General features: G+C 46.9%; 18 protein-coding genes. 4 read left to right on the top strand and 14 right to left on the bottom strand.

Annotated elements, in window-relative coordinates:
• Positions 1-73: 73 nt before the first annotated feature.
• Positions 74-2,830: an AfsR/SARP family transcriptional regulator gene (locus SB752_RS22435; protein WP_410717759.1), complete on the bottom strand. Its 2,757-nt coding sequence runs from the start codon at positions 2,828-2,830 to the stop codon at positions 74-76.
• A 178-nt stretch (positions 2,831-3,008) separates the two neighbouring features.
• Here SB752_RS22435 and SB752_RS22440 point away from each other — a divergent pair, with 178 nt between their 5' ends.
• Entirely contained in the window at positions 3,009-3,533 is a 525-nt protein-coding gene (locus SB752_RS22440; RefSeq protein ID WP_410717760.1) for a 2,4'-dihydroxyacetophenone dioxygenase family protein, read from the top strand.
• Between the two features lie 94 nt (positions 3,534-3,627).
• Here SB752_RS22440 and SB752_RS22445 read toward each other — a convergent pair whose 3' ends face one another.
• Together SB752_RS22445 and SB752_RS22450 are read right to left on the bottom strand one after the other, a co-directional pair.
• Positions 3,628-4,680 (bottom strand): zinc-dependent alcohol dehydrogenase family protein, encoded by a 1,053-nt coding sequence (locus SB752_RS22445; protein ID WP_410717761.1) that lies wholly within the window; start codon positions 4,678-4,680, stop codon positions 3,628-3,630.
• A 37-nt stretch (positions 4,681-4,717) separates the two neighbouring features.
• Positions 4,718-6,220, bottom strand: coding sequence for an aldehyde dehydrogenase family protein (locus SB752_RS22450; RefSeq protein WP_410717762.1), 1,503 nt, complete (start codon positions 6,218-6,220; stop codon positions 4,718-4,720).
• A gap of 216 nt (positions 6,221-6,436) precedes the next feature.
• Here SB752_RS22450 and SB752_RS22455 point away from each other — a divergent pair, with 216 nt between their 5' ends.
• Both SB752_RS22455 and SB752_RS22460 read left to right on the top strand, forming a co-directional pair.
• On the top strand, positions 6,437-8,119 hold the full coding sequence (locus tag SB752_RS22455; RefSeq protein WP_410717763.1) for a sigma-54-dependent Fis family transcriptional regulator: 1,683 nt from the start codon (positions 6,437-6,439) through the stop codon (positions 8,117-8,119).
• Positions 8,120-8,155: 36 nt separating this feature from the next.
• Positions 8,156-8,284, top strand: a complete 129-nt coding sequence (locus SB752_RS22460) for a helix-turn-helix domain-containing protein (RefSeq protein WP_410717784.1) — start codon at positions 8,156-8,158, stop codon at positions 8,282-8,284.
• A 1-nt stretch (position 8,285) separates the two neighbouring features.
• On the opposite strand, the gene SB752_RS22465 is transcribed toward SB752_RS22460, so the two are convergent.
• The 7 genes from SB752_RS22465 to SB752_RS22495 all read right to left on the bottom strand — a co-directional run bounded on the left by SB752_RS22465 (position 8,286) and on the right by SB752_RS22495 (position 15,184).
• Positions 8,286-8,654 carry an acyl-CoA thioesterase gene (locus SB752_RS22465; RefSeq protein WP_410717764.1) on the bottom strand — a complete coding sequence of 123 codons (369 nt, stop codon included), beginning with the start codon at positions 8,652-8,654 and terminating at the stop codon, positions 8,286-8,288.
• 102 nt (positions 8,655-8,756) lie between these two features.
• A complete protein-coding gene (locus SB752_RS22470; protein ID WP_410717765.1) occupies positions 8,757-10,589 on the bottom strand; it encodes a UbiD family decarboxylase in 1,833 nt (610 codons plus the stop codon).
• Between the two features lie 113 nt (positions 10,590-10,702).
• Positions 10,703-11,395: a YjjG family noncanonical pyrimidine nucleotidase gene (locus tag SB752_RS22475; protein ID WP_410717766.1), complete on the bottom strand. Its 693-nt coding sequence runs from the start codon at positions 11,393-11,395 to the stop codon at positions 10,703-10,705.
• A 144-nt stretch (positions 11,396-11,539) separates the two neighbouring features.
• Complete coding sequence (locus SB752_RS22480) at positions 11,540-11,755, bottom strand: hypothetical protein (RefSeq protein ID WP_410717767.1); 216 nt, start codon at positions 11,753-11,755, stop codon at positions 11,540-11,542.
• A 168-nt stretch (positions 11,756-11,923) separates the two neighbouring features.
• Positions 11,924-12,871, bottom strand: a complete 948-nt coding sequence (locus SB752_RS22485) for an agmatinase (RefSeq protein ID WP_410717768.1) — start codon at positions 12,869-12,871, stop codon at positions 11,924-11,926.
• A gap of 30 nt (positions 12,872-12,901) precedes the next feature.
• Positions 12,902-14,125 (bottom strand): sodium/glutamate symporter, encoded by a 1,224-nt coding sequence (gltS, locus tag SB752_RS22490; RefSeq protein ID WP_410717769.1) that lies wholly within the window; start codon positions 14,123-14,125, stop codon positions 12,902-12,904.
• A gap of 189 nt (positions 14,126-14,314) precedes the next feature.
• Complete coding sequence (locus SB752_RS22495; RefSeq protein WP_410717770.1) at positions 14,315-15,184, bottom strand: LysR family transcriptional regulator; 870 nt, start codon at positions 15,182-15,184, stop codon at positions 14,315-14,317.
• A gap of 182 nt (positions 15,185-15,366) precedes the next feature.
• On the opposite strand from SB752_RS22495, the gene SB752_RS22500 reads away from it, so the two are divergent.
• Complete coding sequence (locus SB752_RS22500) at positions 15,367-17,187, top strand: sigma-54-dependent Fis family transcriptional regulator (RefSeq protein WP_410717771.1); 1,821 nt, start codon at positions 15,367-15,369, stop codon at positions 17,185-17,187.
• Between the two features lie 87 nt (positions 17,188-17,274).
• Here SB752_RS22500 and SB752_RS22505 read toward each other — a convergent pair whose 3' ends face one another.
• The 4 genes from SB752_RS22505 to SB752_RS22520 all read right to left on the bottom strand — a co-directional run bounded on the left by SB752_RS22505 (position 17,275) and on the right by SB752_RS22520 (position 23,397).
• Positions 17,275-18,753: an aldehyde dehydrogenase family protein gene (locus SB752_RS22505; protein ID WP_410717772.1), complete on the bottom strand. Its 1,479-nt coding sequence runs from the start codon at positions 18,751-18,753 to the stop codon at positions 17,275-17,277.
• 13 nt (positions 18,754-18,766) lie between these two features.
• A complete protein-coding gene (locus SB752_RS22510) occupies positions 18,767-20,131 on the bottom strand; it encodes a putrescine aminotransferase (RefSeq protein WP_410717773.1) in 1,365 nt (454 codons plus the stop codon).
• Positions 20,132-20,285: 154 nt separating this feature from the next.
• The gene (locus SB752_RS22515) at positions 20,286-21,986 is read right to left on the bottom strand and encodes an amidohydrolase (RefSeq protein ID WP_410717774.1); all 1,701 of its coding nucleotides are present in this window, start codon (positions 21,984-21,986) and stop codon (positions 20,286-20,288) included.
• Between the two features lie 43 nt (positions 21,987-22,029).
• Positions 22,030-23,397 carry an APC family permease gene (locus SB752_RS22520; RefSeq protein ID WP_410717775.1) on the bottom strand — a complete coding sequence of 456 codons (1,368 nt, stop codon included), beginning with the start codon at positions 23,395-23,397 and terminating at the stop codon, positions 22,030-22,032.
• Positions 23,398-23,795: the final 398 nt, after the last annotated feature.

Here is a 23,795-nt window from a genome sequence, read left to right on the forward strand (position 1 = left end):
CAGCCCCTTCATCAAGCATGTTGATAACGCTTTCAAAGGTACTGTGAAGTTCTTACAAGAGCCTTACAATTCCTCATTTCTTTCTTACTGGCTTTGGTGTTCGCTCTTGATAATAGGTTAGCTCTAACGGAATTCCTAGCTCTTCTTCCATATGCTTTTTGGCTTTGTCATACACACTCTTTGCTTTGATGACGAGCTTTTCCTCAAGCAGCCGATCAGTATACTCGCGATAAATATGCTCGCAGTACGGGTCAACCGCCAATATTTTGTCATAGTAGTACATTCCTTGATCAAATTGACGACTTTCCCAAAAGTGTATGGCTATCCGCTCGACAAGTTGGAGATAGCAAGCACGCAGCTTTTCCCTTTCCATGGCAAGAAACGATTGGAACGGAAAATCTCTGGCAAAATCACCCTGATAACAGGATTCTGTTTGCAGAAGCTGATCGATATGAGGCTGGGCGGTTCCTGACTCTTTACCCGTGGCCCCTTTCAAAAATTCATCTGCATCCACCGAAATCCTATCCATGCATAAAAAATAGTTGTCCCCCTGCTGCTTCACATAAGCAGACTTGCGACCGTACTCAAGCTCTGGCTCCAAGCTTTTGCGTAAAATAGACAACGACACGTAAAACTTGTTTTGAGCCGCCCCCCACTCATCCTCAGGAAACAGTTGTTCGATGATGTAATCTTTGGTGAGCTTGCTGCCACGATGGGTCAGTAAGAGAAGGAATAAGTACAGACTCGTTTTTCTAGCTATTTTCATTTGCCTGTTACCTCTCTTGATGTGCAGCTCTCCTAATGCCTGAACGTAAAGCTGCTCCGAGGGCATTACAGCTCCATCTAACTCTTCTGGGGAATCCGTGCTTTGCTTGCGAGTCAATGTATATAGCCATCTTCCAATGATCTCGTGCAGGTACGTATAAGCTCGAAAGGATTGCTGTGCTACTCGTAAGTATTGCTCTGCCAAATTGAACTGCTTGGTATGCAAATAGGTGATACCCAGCTCTTTGCTCGCCCAGCCCATATCTGTATCTATGGAAAATCGCGCAGCATGATCTACTGCTTTTTGTCCCCACTCGACGGCCAATTCATAGTCTTTACGCTGCCTGTAAAACTTCCCCATCGAGCTGTACGGAAATGCCTTGGATGCCTCATCGCATGATTCTGAAACCGTTATTGCCTGTATAATGAAAATTTCAGCAGACTCTGTCTCTTTTCGCTCTAATAAAACCTCAGCCAAGTTCCACAGACCGTGCATCAGCACATGTGGCGGTATCACGTGCTGCTCCGAATAGGAAAGAGATTGGCGAGCGTACCGAATGGCGTAATCATGATACTCTTGCAATCGGTATACTTGAGAGGCCATCGACAAATTCAAAGCGACGAGTGCAAAATCGTGGACCTGCTCCGCCGCAGCTGCAGAAGCATGAAAGAAAGCCAGTGCACGCTCCAAATCTCCTCGATAAAACAGAATATTCGCCAACCGATGCTGAAGCTGAGCTGCTATCGTACTGCTATGCTGCTGGCGTTCAATGCTTTCCTCTAAAGCTGGAATAAGCGGCTCTAATACTTCCAATGGAACACAGCGGAACAAGAAAAGACTTGTAGTCGCTAGGGAATGCTCCGGGGATAAGGACTCTAATGCACCATCCACTACATGTAAAAACCAGTCCGGTCGATAACGATTCACCATGGTTCGCATTAACCGTGCAGCCTCCGCATATTCATTGCCCCATGTGTAATGGACAAAGGCGCGTAGCAGCAGGTGATTCTGCTCATAGATTTCTCCTAGTCTAGCGTGCTTCTGATTCAGCTCAAGCTGCGTGAGCCCTCCTTTTAAATGCTGGTACAAAAACGCCTTGAACAGCTGATGGTAACGAAATAAGCCGCGGTGATCCTTATATAAAAACAGATGATGGGCCTGTAAGTGATCCAGCTTTTTTTGAGCGTCCGTGATCGTCAGCCAACGGTTGATAATTACAGGGTCGAGTTCTTCAAGCAGACTTGTATGTAGGAGAAAACGCTGCAGTTCCTCTGACTGCTGCCCCAAAACCTCCGTCACTAAGTAACTGTAAATATCGTCGGTGATATCCATGTGTGTAATAAAATGCTTTCGCTGTCGTTCATTCAGGTTTTTGAGCACATCCCACAACAACACGAGACTCGCTGCCCAGCCTTCCGTTTTTTGGAGAATCAAGAGTATTTCTTCTGCAGACACATTCAGTTCAAATAGCTCCCGGAAAAACACTTCTGTCTCCTCTTTTGTAAATGCTAAATCTTGCGACGATAATTCTGCCAGCTGTTGACGCAATTTTAGAGGAATGAGAGGCAAATCAGGCTTCATTCGACCGTTCAGGATAAAAGTGACGTATGGTGAAGCGGATCGAAGTAAATCGATCATTAGTTTCCTTACTTCCTCATTCTCTTTCAGATTATGGTAGTCATCCAAAATAATCAGCAGCCGATCGTTGACTGCCTCGAGTCGCTCGATCACCTCTTCACATAGCTGTGCCAAATCATGTGATTGCGCTGCTTTTTGCTCATCACCTCTAAGACTACCCGCTCCATGTGCCAGTAGTCCCGCATTCAGATACGATAAAAAAACAAGAGGATCGCGATCAGACGCTTCCAGCCGATACCACACCGCTGCTAGCTTTTTCGCGCGCACATAGCTGGAAACGAGTGTTGTTTTCCCGTAGCCCCCCTCGCTCGTGATCGAAATCACTTTTTTATGCAGATACTGATCAAGGAATTGGAACAGCCGCTCACGAGTAAGACATTTTCTCATCTCGGGGGGACTCAGCTTGGATTCGAAAATCTTCATCATGACCGCTCCTTCCACCGAACGAATTATTTGATATTACAGAAAATTATAACTTCTTTTGTCCCATAAAAGAAGAAGGGCAAAAATTGAAGAAATCAGACTCATTTTGTAAGACTACTGTAAGATCGCCCAGATACGATGACATCAAGCTTTTGAAAACGATTACAGGAGGGCGATTCACATGTCAACCAATCCTAACGAAACAAAGAAGTTCAACCCGATGTATTGGATGCAAAATCCAGGACTGACACCGAAGGGAGAACGGCGCGATTTCATCAATCCGGACTGGATTCCGTGGACAGACTGGCTTATGCCTGGAACTTATTTCAAACTCTTTTTCTGTGACCTCGTCTCCGGTAATTTCACGATGCTCCTAAAAGTAGATCCGGGTATAAAAGCTGCGGTGCACTGGCATCTGCATAACACAGAAGCGTTCATTATCGAAGGCGGTTTTTATTATGAGGAAGGAGATGACAAGGGGTATGCAGGTTACTATACCTGTGAATCCGCAGGGGCCATCCATGAGCCTTTTGTTTCCCCGGACGGCGCAATCATGTTAGCTATTTCACATGGCCCCATCGGAGGCTACACAGATGATGGACAGCTAGTGGTCATGGCAGACGCACGGCTTCACTACTTGATGGCTCGGGAAAATGGTGCAGTAGAACACACTACGTTGGTAGATTATACCCACGGTTCTATATAAGTGAGGCAAAAGGCTTTCTCCTCAGTACGCGTGAAGAGGAAGCCTTTTTTGCATACAGAAAAAGCCGACAGTTTTGCCGACTTTTTCTCCGTTATTATCTAAATTTCGTAATGACGTGAAAGCCAAACGTTTGAAAGTTGGTCATGTCGTCCAGGATACCAGATACGTCATCCAAGGCGACTTGTTTTGAAACGAGCGAGCCCGGATTCAGCTTGCCTTGCGCAATCAAAGCCAGCAGCCCGTCATAGGCAGAATGTGGATTTCCGATGCTGCCCACTATCTCCAGCTCCATCGCTGTAATTGCGTCGATGGGCAGGTCCACCATTCCTCCCTCCTCCTTTGTCGTCAAGCCGATTTGCACATGTCGACCACCTTTGCGCAAGCCTAACACTGAATTGAGAATGGTTTCACGAATTCCGAGGGCATCAATGGAAGCATGAGCGCCACCTTTTGTAATTTCCTTGATCGCTTCCACTACGTTTTCTTTGCGGGCGTTTACAACTGCAACTGCACCCTCTTCCTTTGCCTTGGCAAGCTTGGCATCGTCCACATCAACTGCAATCACCATCGCCCCTACCGCATTTCCCACCTGCACGGCTGACAAACCGACACCACCTGCTCCATGAATCGCAAGCCAGTTACCAGGCTGTACATTTCCCCGCAAAACGCCGTGATACCCTGTCATGTATCGGCAACCGATTGCAGCAGCCGTCAGCGTGTCTACTTCATCTGGAAGACGGATCAGGTTAAAATCTCCGTTTGGTACTCTCACATACTCTGCATACGCACCATCGTAGCTAAACCCAAAGATCGCCAGGTTGTCACATCGGTTGGAATGACCGCTCAGACAATTGGAACAGTAGGAGCATCCCTCATGAAAAGGGGTTGTGACACGATCTCCAGGTCGGAAATTTTTCACGTCCTTGCCAGCCGCTTCGATTACTCCCCCTAGCTCGTGTCCCGGGATGATCGGCAATTGCGGGCTTAATCCAATCCACGCCCAATCTCCCATCCAAGCATGCCAGTCACTTCGACAAACGCCGCATGCCTCTACACGCACGATAACATCTGTTGGTCCTGGAGTCGGGTCTGGCACCTCTCCAATACGAAGTGGCATTCTATGCTCCATAATTTGTGCTGCTCTCATCACATACTCCTCCTTTCAGCTTCTAACACGGATTTGGCTAATCGAGGTTGACCCAGACTGATTTCACGTTTGTATACAAGTCTAACGCATAGGAGCCCATTTCACGTCCGTATCCTGACTGCTTGTAGCCGCCAAATGGCACCGCTGCATCCAAGGCATTGTAGCAGTTCACCCAGACAGTTCCGGCTTCGAGGGAATGTGCAACCTTGTGCGCTTTGCGAATATCCGTTGTCCATACGCCAGCAGCTAGCCCATATTCTGTATCATTTGCACGGCGAATGACGTCTGCGATTTGTGCTTCATCATCGAATGGCATAGCAGCAACGACAGGTCCGAAAATCTCTTCACGAGCAATCGTCATCTGATCATTTACATCAGCAAAAATTGTTGGCGGGACAAAGTAACCGGCTCCGTCAAGCGGGGAGCCACCTGTGAGTGCCGTTGCACCCTCATCGCAGCCTTTTTGCAAGTAACCGGAGACACGCTCAAACTGCTCGCTTGAGACAAGCGGACCGATCTCCGAAGACTCGTCAAGCCCGGGACCTTGCTTCATTTTGGCGGCAAAGCTGCTCATGTCAGCCAGCACGTTGTCATACACCTTTTTATGTACAAACAAGCGTGAACCCGCGCAGCAAACCTGTCCCTGGTTAAAGAAAATACCCATCAAAGCTCCTGGGATCGCTTTGGAAAAATCCGCGTCCGGGAAAATGATATTCGGAGATTTCCCACCTAGCTCCAGCGATACTCGCTTGAGGTTGCCTGCGGCTTCCTGCATGATCAACTTCCCGACCTCGGTAGATCCGGTAAACGCGACCTTGCGAATGCGGGGATGATTCGTTATCGCAGCACCAGCCGTTGGACCGTAGCCAGTAATGATGTTGACCACGCCCTCAGGGAAGCCTGCCTGCTGAATCAGCTCCGCCAGATAAATGGCCGAAAGTGGAGTTTGCTCAGCGCTTTTTAAGATGACAACGTTGCCCGTAGCAAGTGCAGCACCAAGCTTCCATGCCGCTAACAGCAGTGGGAAATTCCAAGGAATGATTTGTCCGACGACACCAATCGGCTCACGGCGTGTGTATGTTAGCATGTTTCTGCCAGCAGAATTATTGATGACCTCTCCAGACAATTTCGTGGACCATCCCGCATAGTAACGGAAATGATCGATGGCAAGAGGTACATCCGCGGCACGAGCGTGCGTAACCGGTTTACCGTTATCAATCGTTTCGAGCTGGGCGAGTGCTTCCGCGTGTTCTTCCATTAAATCTGCGAGCTTCCAAAGCATACGGCCGCGTTCGCTCGGGCTTACTTTCGCCCAATCTCCATGAAATGCCCGTTCTGCTGCCACTACCGCTCTGTCCACGTCAGCTGCGTCCGCTTCGTAAACGGCTGTAATAATCTCGCCGCTGGACGGATCGATCGACTCAAAGGTTTTTCCAGAGAGCGACTCGACAAACTCCCCACCAATAAACAGCTTCTTCGGACCTGTAGCGAGGAATGCTTCCACCCGAGGGTCCAATGCGACTTTTACCGTTTCTGCCATCCGATTGCCTCCTCTACCTATTTGTTGTGCTTTCGATGATTGATAGAAGCATGTTTTATGCCAATCAGAAAACGCTTACATCATGCCTTTTGCGCAGACTCATGGTGGTTCAAAATGAAACAGTTGCTTCATCTGATCGATACAATTGCTCGAATTCACGAGAATTGTGGTACAATATTTTTAGAATTTTCCATTTTTTGACGAGGGGTGAAAACCTTGCTGGAGCCCACTAGTGTTTTGCTGAAAAAATCATGGGAACGCAGTCGAATGAATGGAGTCAATGCCTTAACAGCGAAGGATGCCATACTTGAGCAATCTCAATTCAAGCAGTACAGGGAGCAAAAAGAAGAATTCATGAGAGAGATCGCTCCAACTATGGAGCATTTGGCCTATTGGCTGAAGTCGTCGTACTCGATTGTGATTATCTGTGACACATCCGGATACATATTGGAAAGTAAAGGCGATCCTTCGTTTTTAAAGGATACGGAAAAAATTCAGGTTCACCAAGGCGCTTGCTGGTCTGAGCAGGTACGGGGTACGAATTCGGCAGGAACAGTGATCGTTGAAAAGAAGCCACTCGCCGTCGTAGGCACAGAACATTATTTGGAAGCGAATCACATGCTGTACTGTGCCGCCTCTCCGATTTTTGATCCATATGGGGAATTGCTTGCGATCATGGATTTCAGCGGACTAGCTGTAAAGTATCATCCATCTATGCTAGGCATGGTTGATGCCATGGCACGAAAAATCGAGGATTGGCTTCTCATCCATCGCCCTGACCGTCAACTCGTGTTTTCCCTCTCACCGCAGCAGCCTGGCAAACATCGGGCATTAGTAGCGGTCAATCAGGATGGCGTCGTCACAGGCGGCAACCGGGAAGCACAGATGCTGCTCCACCTGGACAAGCATTTGATGGGGAATATTCAGCTATCTGATCTGTTGACTGATATGGAGCCGTTGTTGCATAGGCCTTCAGGTGCGCTGCGATCGGACACGCTGCTTGTGGGGAACGGGAACGGCGTCGATAACAGATGGCAAGCATCCGTTTTGATTGATACCCGCCCACCCCTCATCGCGTGGAGTGATGTATCAAAAGCACAACAGAGGCAAAAGCGAGCTGATGGCTCCACGCTCTATACCTTTGATGACATTTTTGGAAGCGACGATTCATTCTTGAAGGCGATTCGTCTCGCCAAACGCGCCGCGACTACGGATTACACGATCATGCTCTCAGGGGAAAGCGGGACAGGTAAAGACATTGTCAGCCAAGCGATCCATATGGCCAGCCCCCGTGCAAGCAAGCCCTTCGTCGCGATTAACTGTGGAGCAGTCCCAAAAAGCTTGTTGGAAAGTGAGTTGTTTGGTTATGAGGCGGGCGCTTTTACAGGTGCAAAGCAAACAGGACAGCCAGGAAAAATCGAACAAGCGCATGGAGGCACACTCTTTCTGGATGAAATCGCGGAAATGCCGATGGAGATGCAGGTCGCACTCCTGCGGGTGCTACAGGATTTAAGCGTTACCCGTGTTGGAGGTACCAAGCCTACTCATGTAGATGTACGGATCATTACCGCTACTCATACGGACCTGTGGAATAAAGTTCAGGAAGGCAGCTTTCGTGCCGATCTGTTTTACCGCCTGCAAGGTGTGCATATCATTCTTCCCCCTCTTCGCAAACGAGCAGATCGAATGCCGCTAGCCCGACTTTTGCTCGCTGGCATAGAAACACAATTAAACCAGGGACCCCTCTCGCTTTCAGCTGCTGCTGAGCAATTGATCGAGAATTATCCCTGGCCTGGCAATGTGCGACAATTGGCAGCAGCACTGCGCGAAGCCGCTTTTTTATCGGAGGACGGATTTGTAGACACTAGCTGTTTTCCAGCGTACATTCTGTCAACCTAAACGCAAACAGCAGCTCCAACCGGAGAGCTGGAAAAGCTGGAAAATGACGCGATTGTGGATGTGCTGCATAAGACAGGCGGCAATGTTTCCGAGACGGCACGATTGCTCGGAATTGGTCGCAGCACTGTTTACCGAAAAATGAAAAAAATGACGGGGCCGATGTAGTCTACAAACGGTTGCGCAGCTCATCGGGAACGCGGATTTTTTGTCCTGTCTGCTGACAGATCGAGACAAAGGTAGCTTCTGCTTCCAGTACAGACTCTTCGTGTTGATTTTTAATCATTTGTTTAAGAACGAAGCTAGTATTTCCAACCTGATGTACAGCGGTATGAATGTGCAGCTGGTCACCGAGAAAAGCCTCTTTTTTATAATCCACGCGTAAGTGAGCCATAAATGAGACAAAGCCCAAACTGTTGAAATATTCGTACCAAGTCTGACGCGCTGACTCCAAAAACTCCAAATACTTTACATTATTCACATGACCACCAATCACAACATCCGCTTGTACGGTGATCTCAAGGTCGGAAAAATTCATCGAGCCCTCGCCTTCCGTTTACGTGATGAAACAAAACAACGGTCATCAAAAAACCGTTGCTTTGTTTTTCTTACAAAAGGAACCATACACGAATTGAACTTACTAGAGAATACCGCCCAGGCTTGCTCCTTTGACGAACAATCGCTCAATGTTTTTTTCCACAGTGGGGTCTGGAATGAGCGGCGGCGCTTGATGTGGCTTGACACGGGCATCAATAATGACATTGTCACATGCCCAGTGCTTGTTTTCATAATAGCTGTTGACGCCGTAAATATCGTGCGACGGATTGCTTCGTGTAAAGGTTGCCCACAAGAAGTTGGAAAGCGTAGCACTCAAAAACGTGCTATCATCACAGACAATGATCATCGGGCAGGATTCAATCGAGCCTCTGTCCTTAATCGCATCAGACAAGCTTTGCATCTCTTTTTGCGCGCTCGCATAATCCGTAAAAACAGCGCCTTGAATGGCGACAACACCTGGCATGATCATTCGTGCATTGCCGAATTCACGCAGCTCCTTCAAAGCATCTGGCACTTCCTTGCACAGCTCTCTTTTTTGCTCGCCATAGGCTGCGAAAACGACTTTACTGCCACTATTCAAGCCCGTTCCTGAGTAATCCAAGGTATCAATCGTAGTATTCGTATAGAAATGAATGTCTCTGCGTAGGTCGATCCGTTCCAAAATGTATGTCATAAAATCTATTTCATCATGGGTCGTGATCGGTCGATTTTCTTCAGCTGTTATGAACAAATATTTAGCCAAACTGAGCTGACCTGTTCCTAAGATCCGATTTGCGATCGTAAGCATCTCTGTTGGTTGCTTCACTTGTTGATAAGGGGTGTACCGCTCGCTTCCGATGGCAAAAAGCAAGGGGTGGACACCCGCTGCGTCAACCGCATGAACTTCTTTAACCCCAGGAATTTCTTGCTTGATCGCATCGCCCGTCAATTCGTGGATTAGCTGACCGAAGGAAGTATCTTCTTGTGGTGGACGTCCAACCACGGTAAAAGGCCAAATTGCGTTTGGCTTGGCATAAACCTTTTTTACTCTCATGACCGGAAACGGATGTGTCAGGCTGTAATAGCCCAGATGATCGCCGAATGGCCCTTCCGGCTTCGTTTCCCCGGCATGAATTTCTCCAGTGATGACAAAATCAGCATCATTACTAATGCAATTGCCGCTCTCATCATAGCTGTAGTGAAAACGACGGCCGGAGAGCAAGCCTGCAAACGTAATTTCGCTCATTCCTTCTGGCAAGGGCATCACAGCTGAAAGTGTATGTGCAGGAGGTCCGCCGACGAAGCAGCTCACTTTCAACGGCGTCCCAAGCTTGTTGGCTTTATCCTGATGGACGCCGATCCCGCGATGAATTTGGTAGTGCAAGCCGATTTCTTTATTAATTTCGTACTCATTGCCGGTCAGTTGAACACGGTACATGCCCAAATTCGAATTCATGATACCAGGCTTTTCCGGGTCTTCCGAATAAACCTGCGGTAGCGTAACAAACGCCCCTCCATCCATTGGCCAGCTCTGGATCAGTGGCAGGTCGGAGATACTGATTTCTTGGTAAGTAACGGGTGTGCCCGTCGATTTTTTGATCGGCAATGCTTTCAAAGCAGCAAAGCCACTCTCCATATTTTTAAAAGGATGCTTTAGCGCCTTCATCGGATCGTTGCGCAGTGCAATCACATTTTCTGCCGCTGCCCACGTGCTACGGAAAATAAATTTGCTGCGTTCGATCGTACCGAACAAGTTGGAAACTGCTCGAAACTTCGATCCTTTGACATTTTCAAAAAGCAGAGCCGGACCGCCAACTTCATACATCTTCAGATGGATGGCGGCCATCTCCAGGTACGGATCAACTTCCTCTGTAATGCGCACCAAATGTCCGTTTTTTTCCAAATCAAGAATACATTCTTCTAACGTACGATACATATTTGAATGGCTCCTATCGCTAGATTCACGTGCTAGCTGTATTTCTTCCATCTTACATGATAGATCTGGCAAATACACTTACCGGATGAGAAAAGCTAATACTGTACCCAGAATCACTCTTCTCCGTTTACGATGGAAAGCAGTTCCCCAAGCTCTTTTATTTCATAGGTTGGCTGAATCCCCGAATGATTTTCTTTTTGCAGCGGATTGTACCAACATGTATCGATGCCAAAACGATTGCCTCCCTGAATATCGGAGGTCAATGAGTCCCCGACCATCAACACCTTTGTTTTATCTGTTAGCTGCAGCTTGGAAAAGGCATATTCGAAAATTTCCCGATCAGGCTTTTTGTAGCCTACCTGCTCGGAAATGATCAATTGTTCAAATGTATGACACAGCGGTGAAGCACCGATTCTCGCGGTTTGCACGGATGCAAACCCGTTTGTGATGACCACCAGCCGACAGCCTGCGAGCTGGCTGCACAATTCTACCGCGCCCGGGATGAGGTGTACTTCTTTTCCCAGGTTCTCTAAATAGGCATGACCAAAAGCCTTTGCATCCAGCTCAGGCTGATCAACAGCAAACAATCTCCGAAATCTTTCTACGCCCAAATCACCGATTGTGATACGACCCTCTTCTAAATCTCTCCACAGCACTTTACTGATTTCTTTGTATTGAACACCATAATCGGCAAGTCCAGTAGGAAACCCAAACGCTGCAAACGTGTTTTGCAAGGCGTTTTCTTCCGTCATTTTAAAATCCATTAATGTATCGTCAACATCGAATAAGATTACGTCGTATTTCATGACTACCTCCAAAAACATTACTGATCAATTTCTTACACCTCTCTATCATATCAAAAACGCTAGCCATGCTAACACAAAAAAGCCCCGAAAAATGTAACTTTCGAGGCACTCTTTGCTATACAGGGGTGGAAACTTCATGATCCATTATGATTTACGATACTCAAGCCCAGCTGAAGCCACACTCGAAAATAAAGACGTCAGAAGTGAGGCTAGCACTACTGAGATAAACGCGATTGGTGTAATCCTGATTACTTGTATACCAGTCGTATCGACAACGAGAATGGGTAAGGTGATTAACGACAGCAGGCCCTCAACCTCTTGCAATAGTAGCTTTCTTTCCTTGATTGTCTGATCTGTCATGTTCAGCCCTCTCAGCACAAGCTTTTTCATTTATGATTCATTATAGCCGTACTCTCTGTTAACAAAAATGGATACCGCCCAAATAAAAAAACTCTATCGAGGCAAAGTGGCATGAAGTACAAAAAAAGCCATGATAGAGATTTCGCTTCTCCATCATGACTATGCGTACTATTTCTCTTCTCTTTTTTCTTTTTGTTTCAGAATGTGCCCCATAAAATTAAGCATGGTCATAGCTGCTACGCGTGTGGTTGCGTTTGTAGGATCATACTGTGGTGCTACTTCAACCAAGTCAAAGCAAATCACATTGCCTTTTTCCGCGATTCCGATCAAAATGTCGTTTAAAAAGTCATAGGAGAAGCCACCAGGCGATGGCGAGCCAGTACCTGTTGCCAAGGAAATATCGAAGCAATCAATATCAATGGTGACATAGTACTTATCTGCTTTCGGAATTTGCGCCAGGATGCCTTCCACGCCTAGCTGCGTCGCTTCCTTCGCTGAAATCAATTTGCTTTTATACGCTTTGGCTGCTTCGAAGTCTTCTTTTCGACTGCTGCCGAGACCACGCAACCCGATTTGCACCATTTCCTTGATATGACTCATTTCCGACATTCTCCGCATCGGGCTGCCATTTCCGAAGCGCTGTCCGCCAGGTGCGTCTGACCAATCCAGGTGAGCATCCAACTGGATGACGGTCACGTCCCCTTCATCCTTTAATCCTCTGGCGATTGGTATCGAGATGGAATGATCGCCACCCATGATGGCTGGTATCGCTCCTTTTTCTCTAATTTTGCTGACAGCATATTCAATCGCATCAAAGGACCCCTGAATATCTCCGTGAACGACATCCGCATCTCCAACATCTACGATTTTGACGGATGCGCCCAGGAATACCTCGTCTCTTTCCGGATCATAAAAACCAGCGTCTCCTCGTCCGTAGTGCGTGGACACCTCACGAATACGTCTCGGACCAAACCGGCATCCCGATAAAAATCCAACTCCCGTATCATAAGGAACCCCGAGAACCGCGACATCGGCATCCAGCTTTTCGAGATCATCACAAATCGGGTATTTCGCGAACGTACAAATCCCTGTAATCGGCATGTTTACTTTTTTCATGATCGTACCTCCAATGGTAGAGTTAGTAGTTTAATGAGCAAATAGATTCGAAAAAATAACGCTGGATGGTACTCCAACGATATCTACTAGCATTGATCCACTTACGGGGATAATGAAAAAGGCTTTACGTGAAACCAGGCCATACTTCTTTGTTACCGCATCCATTACTGCTAAAGCATTTGCTGTCGCACCTAGTCCATGACCGATAAAACCGGCTGCCAGTAATGCTGCATCGTAGTTCTTTCCAGTCACTTTGAAGATAATTAGCCATGCGATCAAAATGATAGCAATCGTTTGGGCAACTAAGATAATGAGTAGAGGGATTGCAAGATCATACAGCTCCCAAATTTTCAAATTCATCATCGCCATGGTTAGGAACAGCTCAAGTGCGACTACGGATACAACATCCAGTGTTTTGCTATCGATCTTGACGATATTTTTCTTGTTATTAAAGGAGGCAAAAAGCAAGCCAACAAATAAACTGAAGACATGTCCTGGAATCGTAAACCCTGTGATATTCGTCAACCATTTGGCTACGTTGGTACCGAAAGCCAAAACAATGAGAACAACTGCGATTACCGTCACTACATCTTTATAATTGATGTTTTTCGCTGGTTTCTTTTCCTCTGAGAGATCCACGCTTTTCTCCCACGAGTCATCCGTTTCGATCTTCAGCTTATTCCTCTTGATCAACCAGTTACCCAGAGGTCCACCGATTAAGCTCCCCGCAACCAAGCCATATGTCGCTGCAGCAAGTCCCACTGTTAAGGCCCCTGTTCCACCCGCTGCTTCTATGGAGGGTGCCATCGCTGCTGCCATACCATGCCCGCCTTCTAATGCAGCCGCACCTGAAGCTATTCCAAGCAATGGATCAATTCCGAGCAAGGACGCTAGTGCCACACCAAATCCATTCTGGAAGATAGCCAATCCCCAGCATACGAGAATGTAATAGAATAAGACCTTCCCGCCTCTTTTTATTAAAGAAAGACTCCCTGCCAATCCGATCGTGACGAAGAAAACAAACATAAGCAAATCGCCCATCGTATTGTCGACCTTCACCTGCACAATCTCGAACTCTTTTAAAAGCCAGACCAGGACGGCAAAGCTGAATCCGCCAATAACGGGACTTGGAATACAGTACTTTCTGAAAAAGCTAACCTTTTTGTTTATCCACATCCCAAGTAAAAGCAGTATCACACCAATGGCTGTCGAGGTAAGGAGATTAATCCCTAAAGTTCCGTCTTGTAAGCTCACAAATTATGGATCCCCTTTCTATCAAAAGATTCAGACGTCTTATGTCCAAGACTATCATGTAAGCGGAAACAAAAATAATCCGAGAGATTTATCAACTAATAGATAATCTTTATTAGTAGCATTTCTGTGCGAAATCCAATAGAAAGAAAACCCGCGCTCGGACTCATAACCTACACGCTGGTTCGCTGCTCACACAAACATGCTTTTGATATGGGACACGATTGGCGATATTTCCTCATCTTTTAGATGAACGAGTGCGATGCTCGTTGTAAATTCCAGAGGAAGAACGAGTGGGACTTTTTCCAATCGATGACTATTCATTTCGTCCTCTACGGCATTTTCCGGGAGAAAACAAATCCCCATCCCTTTCATGACCAGCCTTTTGGCCGCTTCCATGTTATCAATATCTACAATTAAGTGCTGTTGAAACTTGACCGTCTCGAGCAAGCTCCTGATCCCTAACCATTCCGGAGAATTATGATCATAGAAAATGATATTGTGCTCGACTACCTGTTCGATGGTGACGCTCTCTTGTCGCACTAATGGATGATCAGGATGTGCGTATAACCCTACGCGATAGTTCAACAACACGGTGGAGTCAATGCGTGGATGAATAATTTCCCGAATGAGACCACAATCTACTTCATTATTCAATACTTTAGATAGCGAGGATTCCGAATGATCCGAAACGATCTTAAACCGACATGCCGGAAACCTATTTTGCAAAACAGGGAGAATTTGGGGGATGACATAGTTCGAGATGGAAATGGAGCAGGCAATTTTTACTTGATCCGGTATATACAGCTGCTGATTCATCTTATAAACCGATTCCTGATATTCACGTAAAATCTTTTCAGCATAAGGCAAGAAGCTTTTCCCGGCATCCGTCAGCACACACTTGTTGCGATCCCGGATAAACAGCTTTTGGCTGACATCGTTCTCTAGTGAACGAATGCGCGCTGAGATAGATGGCTGCGATAAATACAAGGCTTCCGCCGCTTTGTTAAAGCTGCCGAATTGTACGACATAAATAAACGCTTTGATATTTTGGATGTTCATATCTTTTTAGCTCCCTTCTGGTTGCCCTACGACCTGCTTTTGTTGTTGCTCTTCCTTTTCTCTATTCTCATAAATAATAACTGAAATAGAAAGAGGTATTATTCTAAAAAAAGAGAAAATACTAATTATTACCTTTGTAAATAGGCACTATCAGGCAAAAAAGGATTGATGGAGGTGTACACGTGAGTCTTTTGAAGGAGATTCAGCACACGGTCCAGCAAGTTGCAGAAGCTATTTCCGCTGTCCTGCAGATCGAAACCGAAATCGTCGATAATGAGATGACAATCATAGCTGGTACTGGAAAATACAAGGATATGATTAATATGAAGGAGGAAGAAGGTCAGGTTGAAGCAGGGTATTTGTATGGGCGCGTCATTCGAACCAATCAGCCTTTCTTTGTCGAGGATGCGCGCAATGATCCCTCCTACGATCCATCTGTCCTCACAGGAGGTACCGAAGAACTCGCGGAGGTTTGTGCTCCCATCCATTATGATGGAGCTGTCATTGGCGTCATCGGTCTGATCGCTTTTGATGAAATCCAGCGCCGTTCTCTCGTTATGAACAAGCTCGTACTGCTCACCTATTTGCAACGCATGTCGGAATTGTTGACCAGTAAAATTTCCGAGCAAGCCGCTCTCAACAAGTGGATTAAGACTACGCAAAAGCTGGAGGTCTTGATCGGTTCTATCCATGAAGGAATCATTGCAATTGATGAAAATGGACTCATTACGAATTGCAATGAAACGGCCGAGCAGCTTGTCCAGATGGATAAACAGCAATTGATCAACACACCTATCGAGCAAATCTGGTCAAACTCCCCAATGCTCGAGGTGCTTCAGACAGGAAAAGGCTACATACAACAGGAGGAGCATTACCAGTTGGACCAGCATGACATGCATTTAATCGTAACGGCACGCCCGATTCTAATCCAGGATGAGGTTGTCGGAGTTGTCGCTACCTTTCGACGGATGGCAGATGCGAGGAGATTGGCGTATGAGCTAACCAGCGAGCAGAAGGATCTCTTTTTTTCAGAGATATATGGACAGAGCCGAGCCCTTTCGCTTGTGAAAAAGCAAGCAGAGCAGGTGGCTAGAGGAACCTCCAATATATTGATAACTGGTCAAAGCGGCACAGGCAAAGGAATGATGGCTGCTGCTATTCATTTCGCGAGTAATAGGCGGACGGGTCCGTTTATTATCGTCAACTGCGGAGCCATCCCCGAGACATTGTTAGAAAGCGAGCTATTCGGTTATGTCAGTGGTGCTTTTACAGGTGCGAGACGCGAAGGCAAAGCCGGAAAATTCGAATTGGCCGATGGTGGAACGATCTTTTTGGACGAAATTGGCGATCTCCCCCTTCATCTGCAGGTAAAGCTGCTGCATGTGCTGCAATCCAAGCAGGTAGAGCGGGTCGGGTCTAATCGTCTAATCCCTGTAAATATTCGCGTCATCTCTGCTACCAACAAAGATTTGGAGGAAATGGTTCGGACAAAGGAGTTTCGGGAGGATTTGTTTTTCCGTCTGAATGTCATTCCGCTGTATATGCCGCCTCTCTCTGAAAGAATAGAGGACATCCCGGTGCTCATGGATTATTTTCTCGAAAAGTACAGCCAAATGTCTGAGCACAGCCCGCTCACTTTTTCGCCTGAGGTCAGGAGAGCTTTTACCAGCTATCATTGGCCCGGCAACGTGCGTGAATTGGAAAATGCGATTGAATACTCCGTGAATATGACGACGTCCTCTTATTTGGATATGGACAGTATTCTTCCGCGTATTCGTACTGCTTGCAGTTCTCCTGCACCAGTGATTGCCGAAGCAGATGAACAGTCGCTAAAAAATATGCTTCAGGATCACGAGAAACAAATTCTGATCGAAATGCTGAAAAAGTATGGACATGGACTGGAAGCGAAACGACTTATCGCTAGTAAGCTGGATATTGGGCTCGCCACCCTTTACCGGAAAATAGATGCCCATCAGATTCTCGCGGATGAGAATAGGACGTAAGTTTATGTAATGGAACAAACATACTGAATCAAATGAACAAGGGAGATACCAGTGGTACCTCCCTTGTTCATTTGATATGCTATCCCATTAATTGCGGAACCATCCAGACGGTTTGACCTGCAGATTAATGTTGATTTGCTTTACTTCTGTGTAAGCTTCATAACCGAAAGTCCCTAGCTCGCGGCCAATTCCACTCTGCTTGTATCCCCCCCATGGCGCTTCATTAAAGGTAGGGTGATACGTATTAATCCAGGTAATTCCTGCCCGAAGCTTGCGGATGACACGCTGGGCCTTGGCCCCGTCATTTGTAAAGACGGCTCCTGCCAGACCGTACTTAGTGCCGTTTGCCAAACGGATTGCCTCTTCTTCTGACCGGAACTTTTGTACGACGAGAACGGGTCCAAAAATCTCTTCCTGCACGATTCGAAGGGATGGATCAGCAGCCTCCAGGATGGTCGGCTCGACGAAGAACCCTTTTTCCAATCCATTTTTCACCAGACGATTTCCACCACACAACAGCTTTGCCCCTTCATCGATTCCGAGCTGAATATAGGACAATACACGATTCATATGAGATTCGGAAATGAGTGGTCCCATCTCGGTATCTTCGTCCATTCCGTTCCCTACCACAATTTTTTGCGCGCGTTCAACCAGCCGATCAAGAAAGCGATCATAAACACTTTCTTCGAGAATCAAGCGTGACCCTGCCGAGCATACTTCGCCTTGGTTTGCGTAAATCGCATGCAGGGCATAATCGACGGCTGTCTCAAAATCAGCATCGGCAAATACGATGTTTGGTGACTTGCCGCCCAGCTCAAGCGATAGCTTTTTGACCGTATCCGCAGCATTTTTCATAATGGCAATTCCCGTTTCAGTACCACCCGTAAACGCTACCTTGTCTACCAGCTCGTTTTTGGATATCTCGTCCCCGACCTCGCTTCCAGGTCCTGTCACCAGGTTGGCAACACCCGCGGGCAAGCCTGCTTGCTCCAAGCACTCGAATAGTAAAATCGTCGTCAGCGGTGTCAGATCAGCGGGCTTTAAAACAATCGTATTGCCAGCAGCCAGCGCTGGAGCAAGCTTTTGGGCATTCATGACTAGCGGGTAATTCCAGCACGTAATTGCACCTACTACCCCGATCGGCTCCCGCACGACGAGGGCTTGAATATCATCCGGCACGTCATACGTTTGCCCAGTCGGTTTTGTGCACAATCCGGCGTAATAACGAAACTGATTGACAGCGTCAGAGACATCATAGGTAGACTCTCGTAGCGGCTTCCCGTTATTTTGTGTGTCCAGCTTCGCAAATTCATCCGCTCGCTGCTCAATCAAATCGGCAACACGGTTCAAAATCTCCGCCCGTTGACGGGCATGAGTCTCTGCCCAGCCAGATTCATCAAAGGCATGCCTGGCTGCCGCTATCGCTCTTTGGGCATCCGCCCTGCCGCCTTTGGTTACGATCGCAATCGTTTCACCTGTAGCAGGATTGAGAACAGGGAAGGTTTCTTGCGATTGAGAATAGACCCATTCTCCGTCGATGTAAATCTGTTTTATCGGCATGGACATGGATGAATCCCCCTTAACGAAGCACTTTTGTTTCCTTGGATAGCTGTGCAATACCTTCCTCGATGCAAGCCAGTACATAATCAATTTGCTCGTACGAAATGATGGCAGGTGGCTCCAGGCGAATGACTGTAGCGTTGTTTAACGTACCGCCAACCAGGATTTTTTTCCCAAACAGGCGCTTTGCCAGTGTATATCCGAAGCTGTTATTTGCGAACTCCATTCCGATCAAGAGCCCTCTGCCACGGACATTGACAAAAATATCGGAATGGCGGCTTTGGATTTCCTTGAGCTGCTTCATAATATAATCACCTTTTTCCTTTGCCATTTGAGGAATGTTGTCTTCCAGAATCGTATGAATGCCCGCGATCGCTCCAGCGCAGCACAGTGGGTTCCCGCCAAAGGTGGACGATCCGAGGAGGAACGGGTTTTCTTCCATTTTGCCCCACCATTTTTTCTTGGCAACCATCGCTGCAATCGGCATCACACCGCCGCCAAACGCTTTTCCTAAAGTCATAATATCGGGAACAACATTCCAGTGATCGACCCCAAACATCGTTCCGGTCCGCCCCATGCCGGTTTGTACCTCATCGACGATCAACAGGCATTCGTATCGATCGCAAATTTCACGCAGACGTGGCAAGTAGTCATCCGGCGGGATATTAACGCCGCCCTCGCCTTGGATTGGCTCGACAATCACCCCTGCCACCGTTTCCCCTGTATTGATGAGAATACGGATCGCTTGCTCAACTGCATCAGCATCACCAAAAGGTACGTGCTGGAATCCAGGGACTAGCGGCAAATACGGCTCACGGAACGTGCCTTTCCCCGAAGCAGACAACGATCCCAGCGTTTTACCGTGAAAGCCTTTTTCCGTTGAAATGAAATACTTTTTGCCCGTTGCCAGACGCGCCAGCTTTAAGGCCATTTCATTCGCTTCTGTTCCGCAGTTTACGAGATAAGAGTGCTGCAGATCCCCTGGTGTGATGTACGCAACGAGCTTTGACAAGTATCCGCGCAGTGGATCAACCATTTCTTGACTATGTAGCGCATAACGCTTAATTTGCGCCTCAACAGCCTTGACGACCTTTGGATGGCGGTGCCCTAACAAATAAACGCCGTAGCCACCCAGGCAATCAATGTACTCATCTCCCATCGTATCCCGGAATACAGCTGCCTCGTCCTCCCATTCGACGACGGAAAAATCATTGGAGACAGACTTGCGATGAGCCAGTATCGCTTTGGTTACATAATTGCTGAAGTTATCTACAGAATCAGATACGATTTTTTTCTTTTGATCAACTGAAAGAGTTTCACTTTGAATAAACTCCAGCACCTCTGCCGCCAATTCCAGAGCTTCTTCTCTTGTCTTGCGTTCCATACTTATCCATCCTTTTCGATTGTAGTTGTTACACACTTTCGAATAAATGCAATAATTATGCCACCCGAAAAAGTAATGTTTTCTTGCTGTTTTCAAGCGTTTTTTCTCATTTTTTAGAAATAAAACGATTACTTACACGAAAATTCACTCTTTTCTATTCAAACCGCATCGATTCCAAGTGAGAATCATTTCTTAAAAGTGAGAAGTCCTCCTTATTCTCTGAAGCATCCCGGTCGTATACGACCTGACCATCCATGATTGTCAGTACCACTTTTGTTTTTCGAATCAAATCCGGGGTTACCGTAAACAGATTACGGTTAAGTACGATCACATCTGCAAGCATGTTGGGGGCAAGTGTTCCTAGTTCATGCTCGCGAAATACGCCATAGGCAGGACCCTGTGTATAGGCACGCAAGGCGTCTGCCATCGAGATCTTCTCTTGCGGATTCCAGCCGCCCGCTGGCTGATGATCGTCATGCAATCTGGTCACTGCCCGATAAATCTCCGTCATCGGGTCTAACGGCACAATCGGATAATCACTGCCAAAAGCAAGTGATACTCCGTTTTTCAATAACGTTTTGATCGGCCATGTATACGGATCACGCTCTTTGCCAAAACGATTTGGGTAGCAGTTGTCTGCAAATGTTTGCGCTGCTGCCATATGCTCGGGCTGCATCGAGGCGATCACCTCTAGCTGGGCAAAACGGTTAATATCATCAGGATGGATCACTTCGATATGCTCAATCGTATGTCTGGAATCTCTGGCTCCATTTTGCTTTCTGGCCGCTTCAAAACAATCCAGTCCCAAGCGTACCGCACCGTCCCCACAGGCATGCAGCCGCACACGAAACGCTTCTCTATCTGCTTCCACGACCCATTGCTTCACAGTCTCTGGCGGAATTAACGTGGCACCTCTGCTTTCTGGTCGATCTGAATACGGATCAACTAACAAAGCTGTATAGGTAGTGGGAACTCCATCCAAAAACTGTTTTAAACCGGAAAATCGTAGCTTACTCGAAGCGTACTGCCTGCGCAGGAAGCGTGGTCTTTCCAAATTGCCATCGAGTGCAGCAAGAAAATGAATCCTGGCTTTTAGTTCACCTGCTTTTTCAAATGACTGATACAACTCCAAATCTCCAAGCTCCAAGCCCGGTAAAGGAAAGAAGTCATTGATGGACGTAATCCCCAAGCTCGCTGCCTGATTCATAAATCCGCGCAGCAATCTATTTTTTTGAGCGACTGGCAAATGGAATGCTTCTCTGGCCAGCCCCATCGCCGTTTCATATAAAAATCCGGTTGGCTCACCCTGTGCGTCTTTTTGAATATGACCAAACGGCGGGTCTTCCGTTTCTCTCGTAATGTTCAATAGCTCCAGCGCTTTCGTATTGAGCCAGGCACCGTGACATTCTGCGTTGAACAGAAAGACAGGGCGATCCGGGATGAGACGATCTAGCGTAGCACGATGTGGCAGCTGTTTGTTTTTCCAATAGACATGGTACCAGCTGAAGCCGAAGACCCACAAATCATCCTGTCGGCTATCTGCAAAATGCTTGACCATCTGAGCCGCTTCCTCTTCTGACGTTGCAGACAGCAGGTTGACACAATCGTGATACAGACTACCCAGCAGCAAATGGATATGAAAATCGTGAAAGCCCGGCATGATCAACTGATCACCGTAATCATACACACGCGTTTCATGACCGATGTATGGCTTTATCTCTTTTATAGATCCAATCGCTGTTATCCGATTGTCAGTAATCGCCACTGCGCCGGCGCTCACCTGATCAGCGATTCCGGTAAAGATCGCATTGCTTGCCAAGACCAGATGTGCTTTTTCCCTCTCATGAACTGCCAATCGTCTCCCCTTCTTTCCTCGCTCCCCCATCGCATGGGTCTTATTATGATGCTGGTATACGCGTTTCGACAGAAGATTCTTTATTTTCCAAATTCATTTCAGGTGGACGCTTGCGGAACATCTTCGTCAAATACATCAGGTAAATCAGTCCAATCGCTCCCCAAATCAATCCAAGCAGCAAGGAGTTCACATTCAGATTGGTCCATAGCCATATGTTGAAAAGCGAGCCGATCAGCGGCAGTACAAAATAACGGATGGACTCTTTTGGAGAACGCTTCTTTTGTCTAACAAAGTAATGGAAAATGACAGAAAGGTTTACAAAGGTAAAGGCTACGAGTGCCCCAAAATTGATAAAGGATGCTGCTGTAACCAAGTCTATGAAGAGCGCGGATAAGGAAAAGATGCCGACAATGATAATATTGTAGATCGGAGTATTGAACTGTGGATTCAGATGTCCAAAAATTCTTTTCGGGAGGACGGAGTCTCGTCCCATTGCAAAGAGAAGTCGGGACACGCTGGCATGTGAGGATAGGGCTGACGCAAAGCACAAAACGATCATACCGGCGAGAAACATCGAGCTAAACAAGGTTCCCCCGATGTACTGCGCAATCTCAAAAGCAGCTGAATCCGGGTCAGTAAACGTATAATTGGGGTAAACCAGATAACCGATATAAGATACGAAAATAAACATGCAGCCGCCGATCAATGCGATAAGGGACACTGCTCTGGGAATCGTCTTTTTGGCATCAATCGTCTCTTCGGAGAGGGTTGTAACGGAATCAAAGCCGAGAAAGGAAAGGCATAAAATCGCAGAGCCTGCAAGCACATACGAGTATGACACTTCCGGGTTATAAAAAGGCTGCATGGAGAAAAACGTGCCCGTCCCCATCCCTTCTGCAATTCCTTTGAATGAAAGAATGATAAACAGTGCGATGACAAGAAATTGATAGGAAATTAACCACGCGTTGATGTTTGTCGTCAGCTTGATTCCGAGCAGGTTGATAGTCGTGATTGCGGAAATAAACAAAAGGATCCATATCCAAGTAGGAATAGATGGAAAAGCGACGGACAAATAAATCCCCGCGACTAAAAAATTGATCATGGGCAAAAACAAATAATCCGTCAAGACCACCCACCCAACCAGAAACCCGATATGGGGGTTCATTGCTTTTTGCGTGTACGTGTAGGCAGAGCCAGCTACCGGATACGCTTTTACCATTTGCCCGTAGCTGTAGGCAGTAAACATCATGGCAATCAATGCAACCAGATAGGCAGCAGGCAACATTCCCTGCGAAGCCTCGGATGCGACCCCGTAAGTGGAAAAGACAGTCATGGGAGCCATATAGGCGAGTCCAAACAAAACAACTGGCAGCAGCGTCAACGTGCGATTGAATGAAAGCTGGTTTTCCAAATGAACTACCCCCTTCACCATAAATCATTTGGTATCAGTTGCATCAAACGAATTGCGCTCTATTTTGAAAAAATATCACCTCCTTTACTGGCTTGCCTAGCTGTGTGGTTGATGCCTACTGCCTCCCATTCCATGCATAATTTGATTTACTAGCGCTATTTTCTGTCTGGCGCCAGTTTTCATACTAAATCAGAAAGTATAAACTACACGACTCTGCATCCTGATTTAGCAAGAATAACCTTCCGCTAAAACACGGTCGCTCATCCCTGTGTTTGCCTCGATAGTGATTTTCATACTAAATCAGAAAGTATCAACCTCACATATTCGCATCCTGATTTAGCAAGAATAACCTTCCGCTAAAACGCGGTCGCTCATCCCTGTGTTTGCCTCGATAGTGG

The organism is Brevibacillus sp. SIMBA_040 (assembly GCF_046535075.1).
Lineage (GTDB): Bacteria > Bacillota > Bacilli > Brevibacillales > Brevibacillaceae > Brevibacillus.

Coding starts and splice junctions, on each gene's coding strand:
- SB752_RS22480 (WP_410717767.1), bottom strand. CDS start 11,755: ATGACAGATCAGACAATCAAGGAAAGAAAGCTACTATTGCAAGAGGTT.
- SB752_RS22470 (WP_410717765.1), bottom strand. CDS start 10,589: ATGTATCGTACGTTAGAAGAATGTATTCTTGATTTGGAAAAAAACGGA.
- SB752_RS22510 (WP_410717773.1), bottom strand. CDS start 20,131: ATGGAACGCAAGACAAGAGAAGAAGCTCTGGAATTGGCGGCAGAGGTG.
- SB752_RS22505 (WP_410717772.1), bottom strand. CDS start 18,753: ATGTCCATGCCGATAAAACAGATTTACATCGACGGAGAATGGGTCTAT.
- SB752_RS22445 (WP_410717761.1), bottom strand. CDS start 4,680: ATGAGAGCAGCACAAATTATGGAGCATAGAATGCCACTTCGTATTGGA.
- SB752_RS22465 (WP_410717764.1), bottom strand. CDS start 8,654: ATGAATTTTTCCGACCTTGAGATCACCGTACAAGCGGATGTTGTGATT.
- SB752_RS22475 (WP_410717766.1), bottom strand. CDS start 11,395: ATGAAATACGACGTAATCTTATTCGATGTTGACGATACATTAATGGAT.
- SB752_RS22485 (WP_410717768.1), bottom strand. CDS start 12,871: ATGAAAAAAGTAAACATGCCGATTACAGGGATTTGTACGTTCGCGAAA.
- SB752_RS22435 (WP_410717759.1), bottom strand. CDS start 2,830: ATGATGAAGATTTTCGAATCCAAGCTGAGTCCCCCCGAGATGAGAAAA.
- SB752_RS22495 (WP_410717770.1), bottom strand. CDS start 15,184: ATGAACATCCAAAATATCAAAGCGTTTATTTATGTCGTACAATTCGGC.
- SB752_RS22450 (WP_410717762.1), bottom strand. CDS start 6,220: ATGGCAGAAACGGTAAAAGTCGCATTGGACCCTCGGGTGGAAGCATTC.
- SB752_RS22440 (WP_410717760.1), top strand. CDS start 3,009: ATGTCAACCAATCCTAACGAAACAAAGAAGTTCAACCCGATGTATTGG.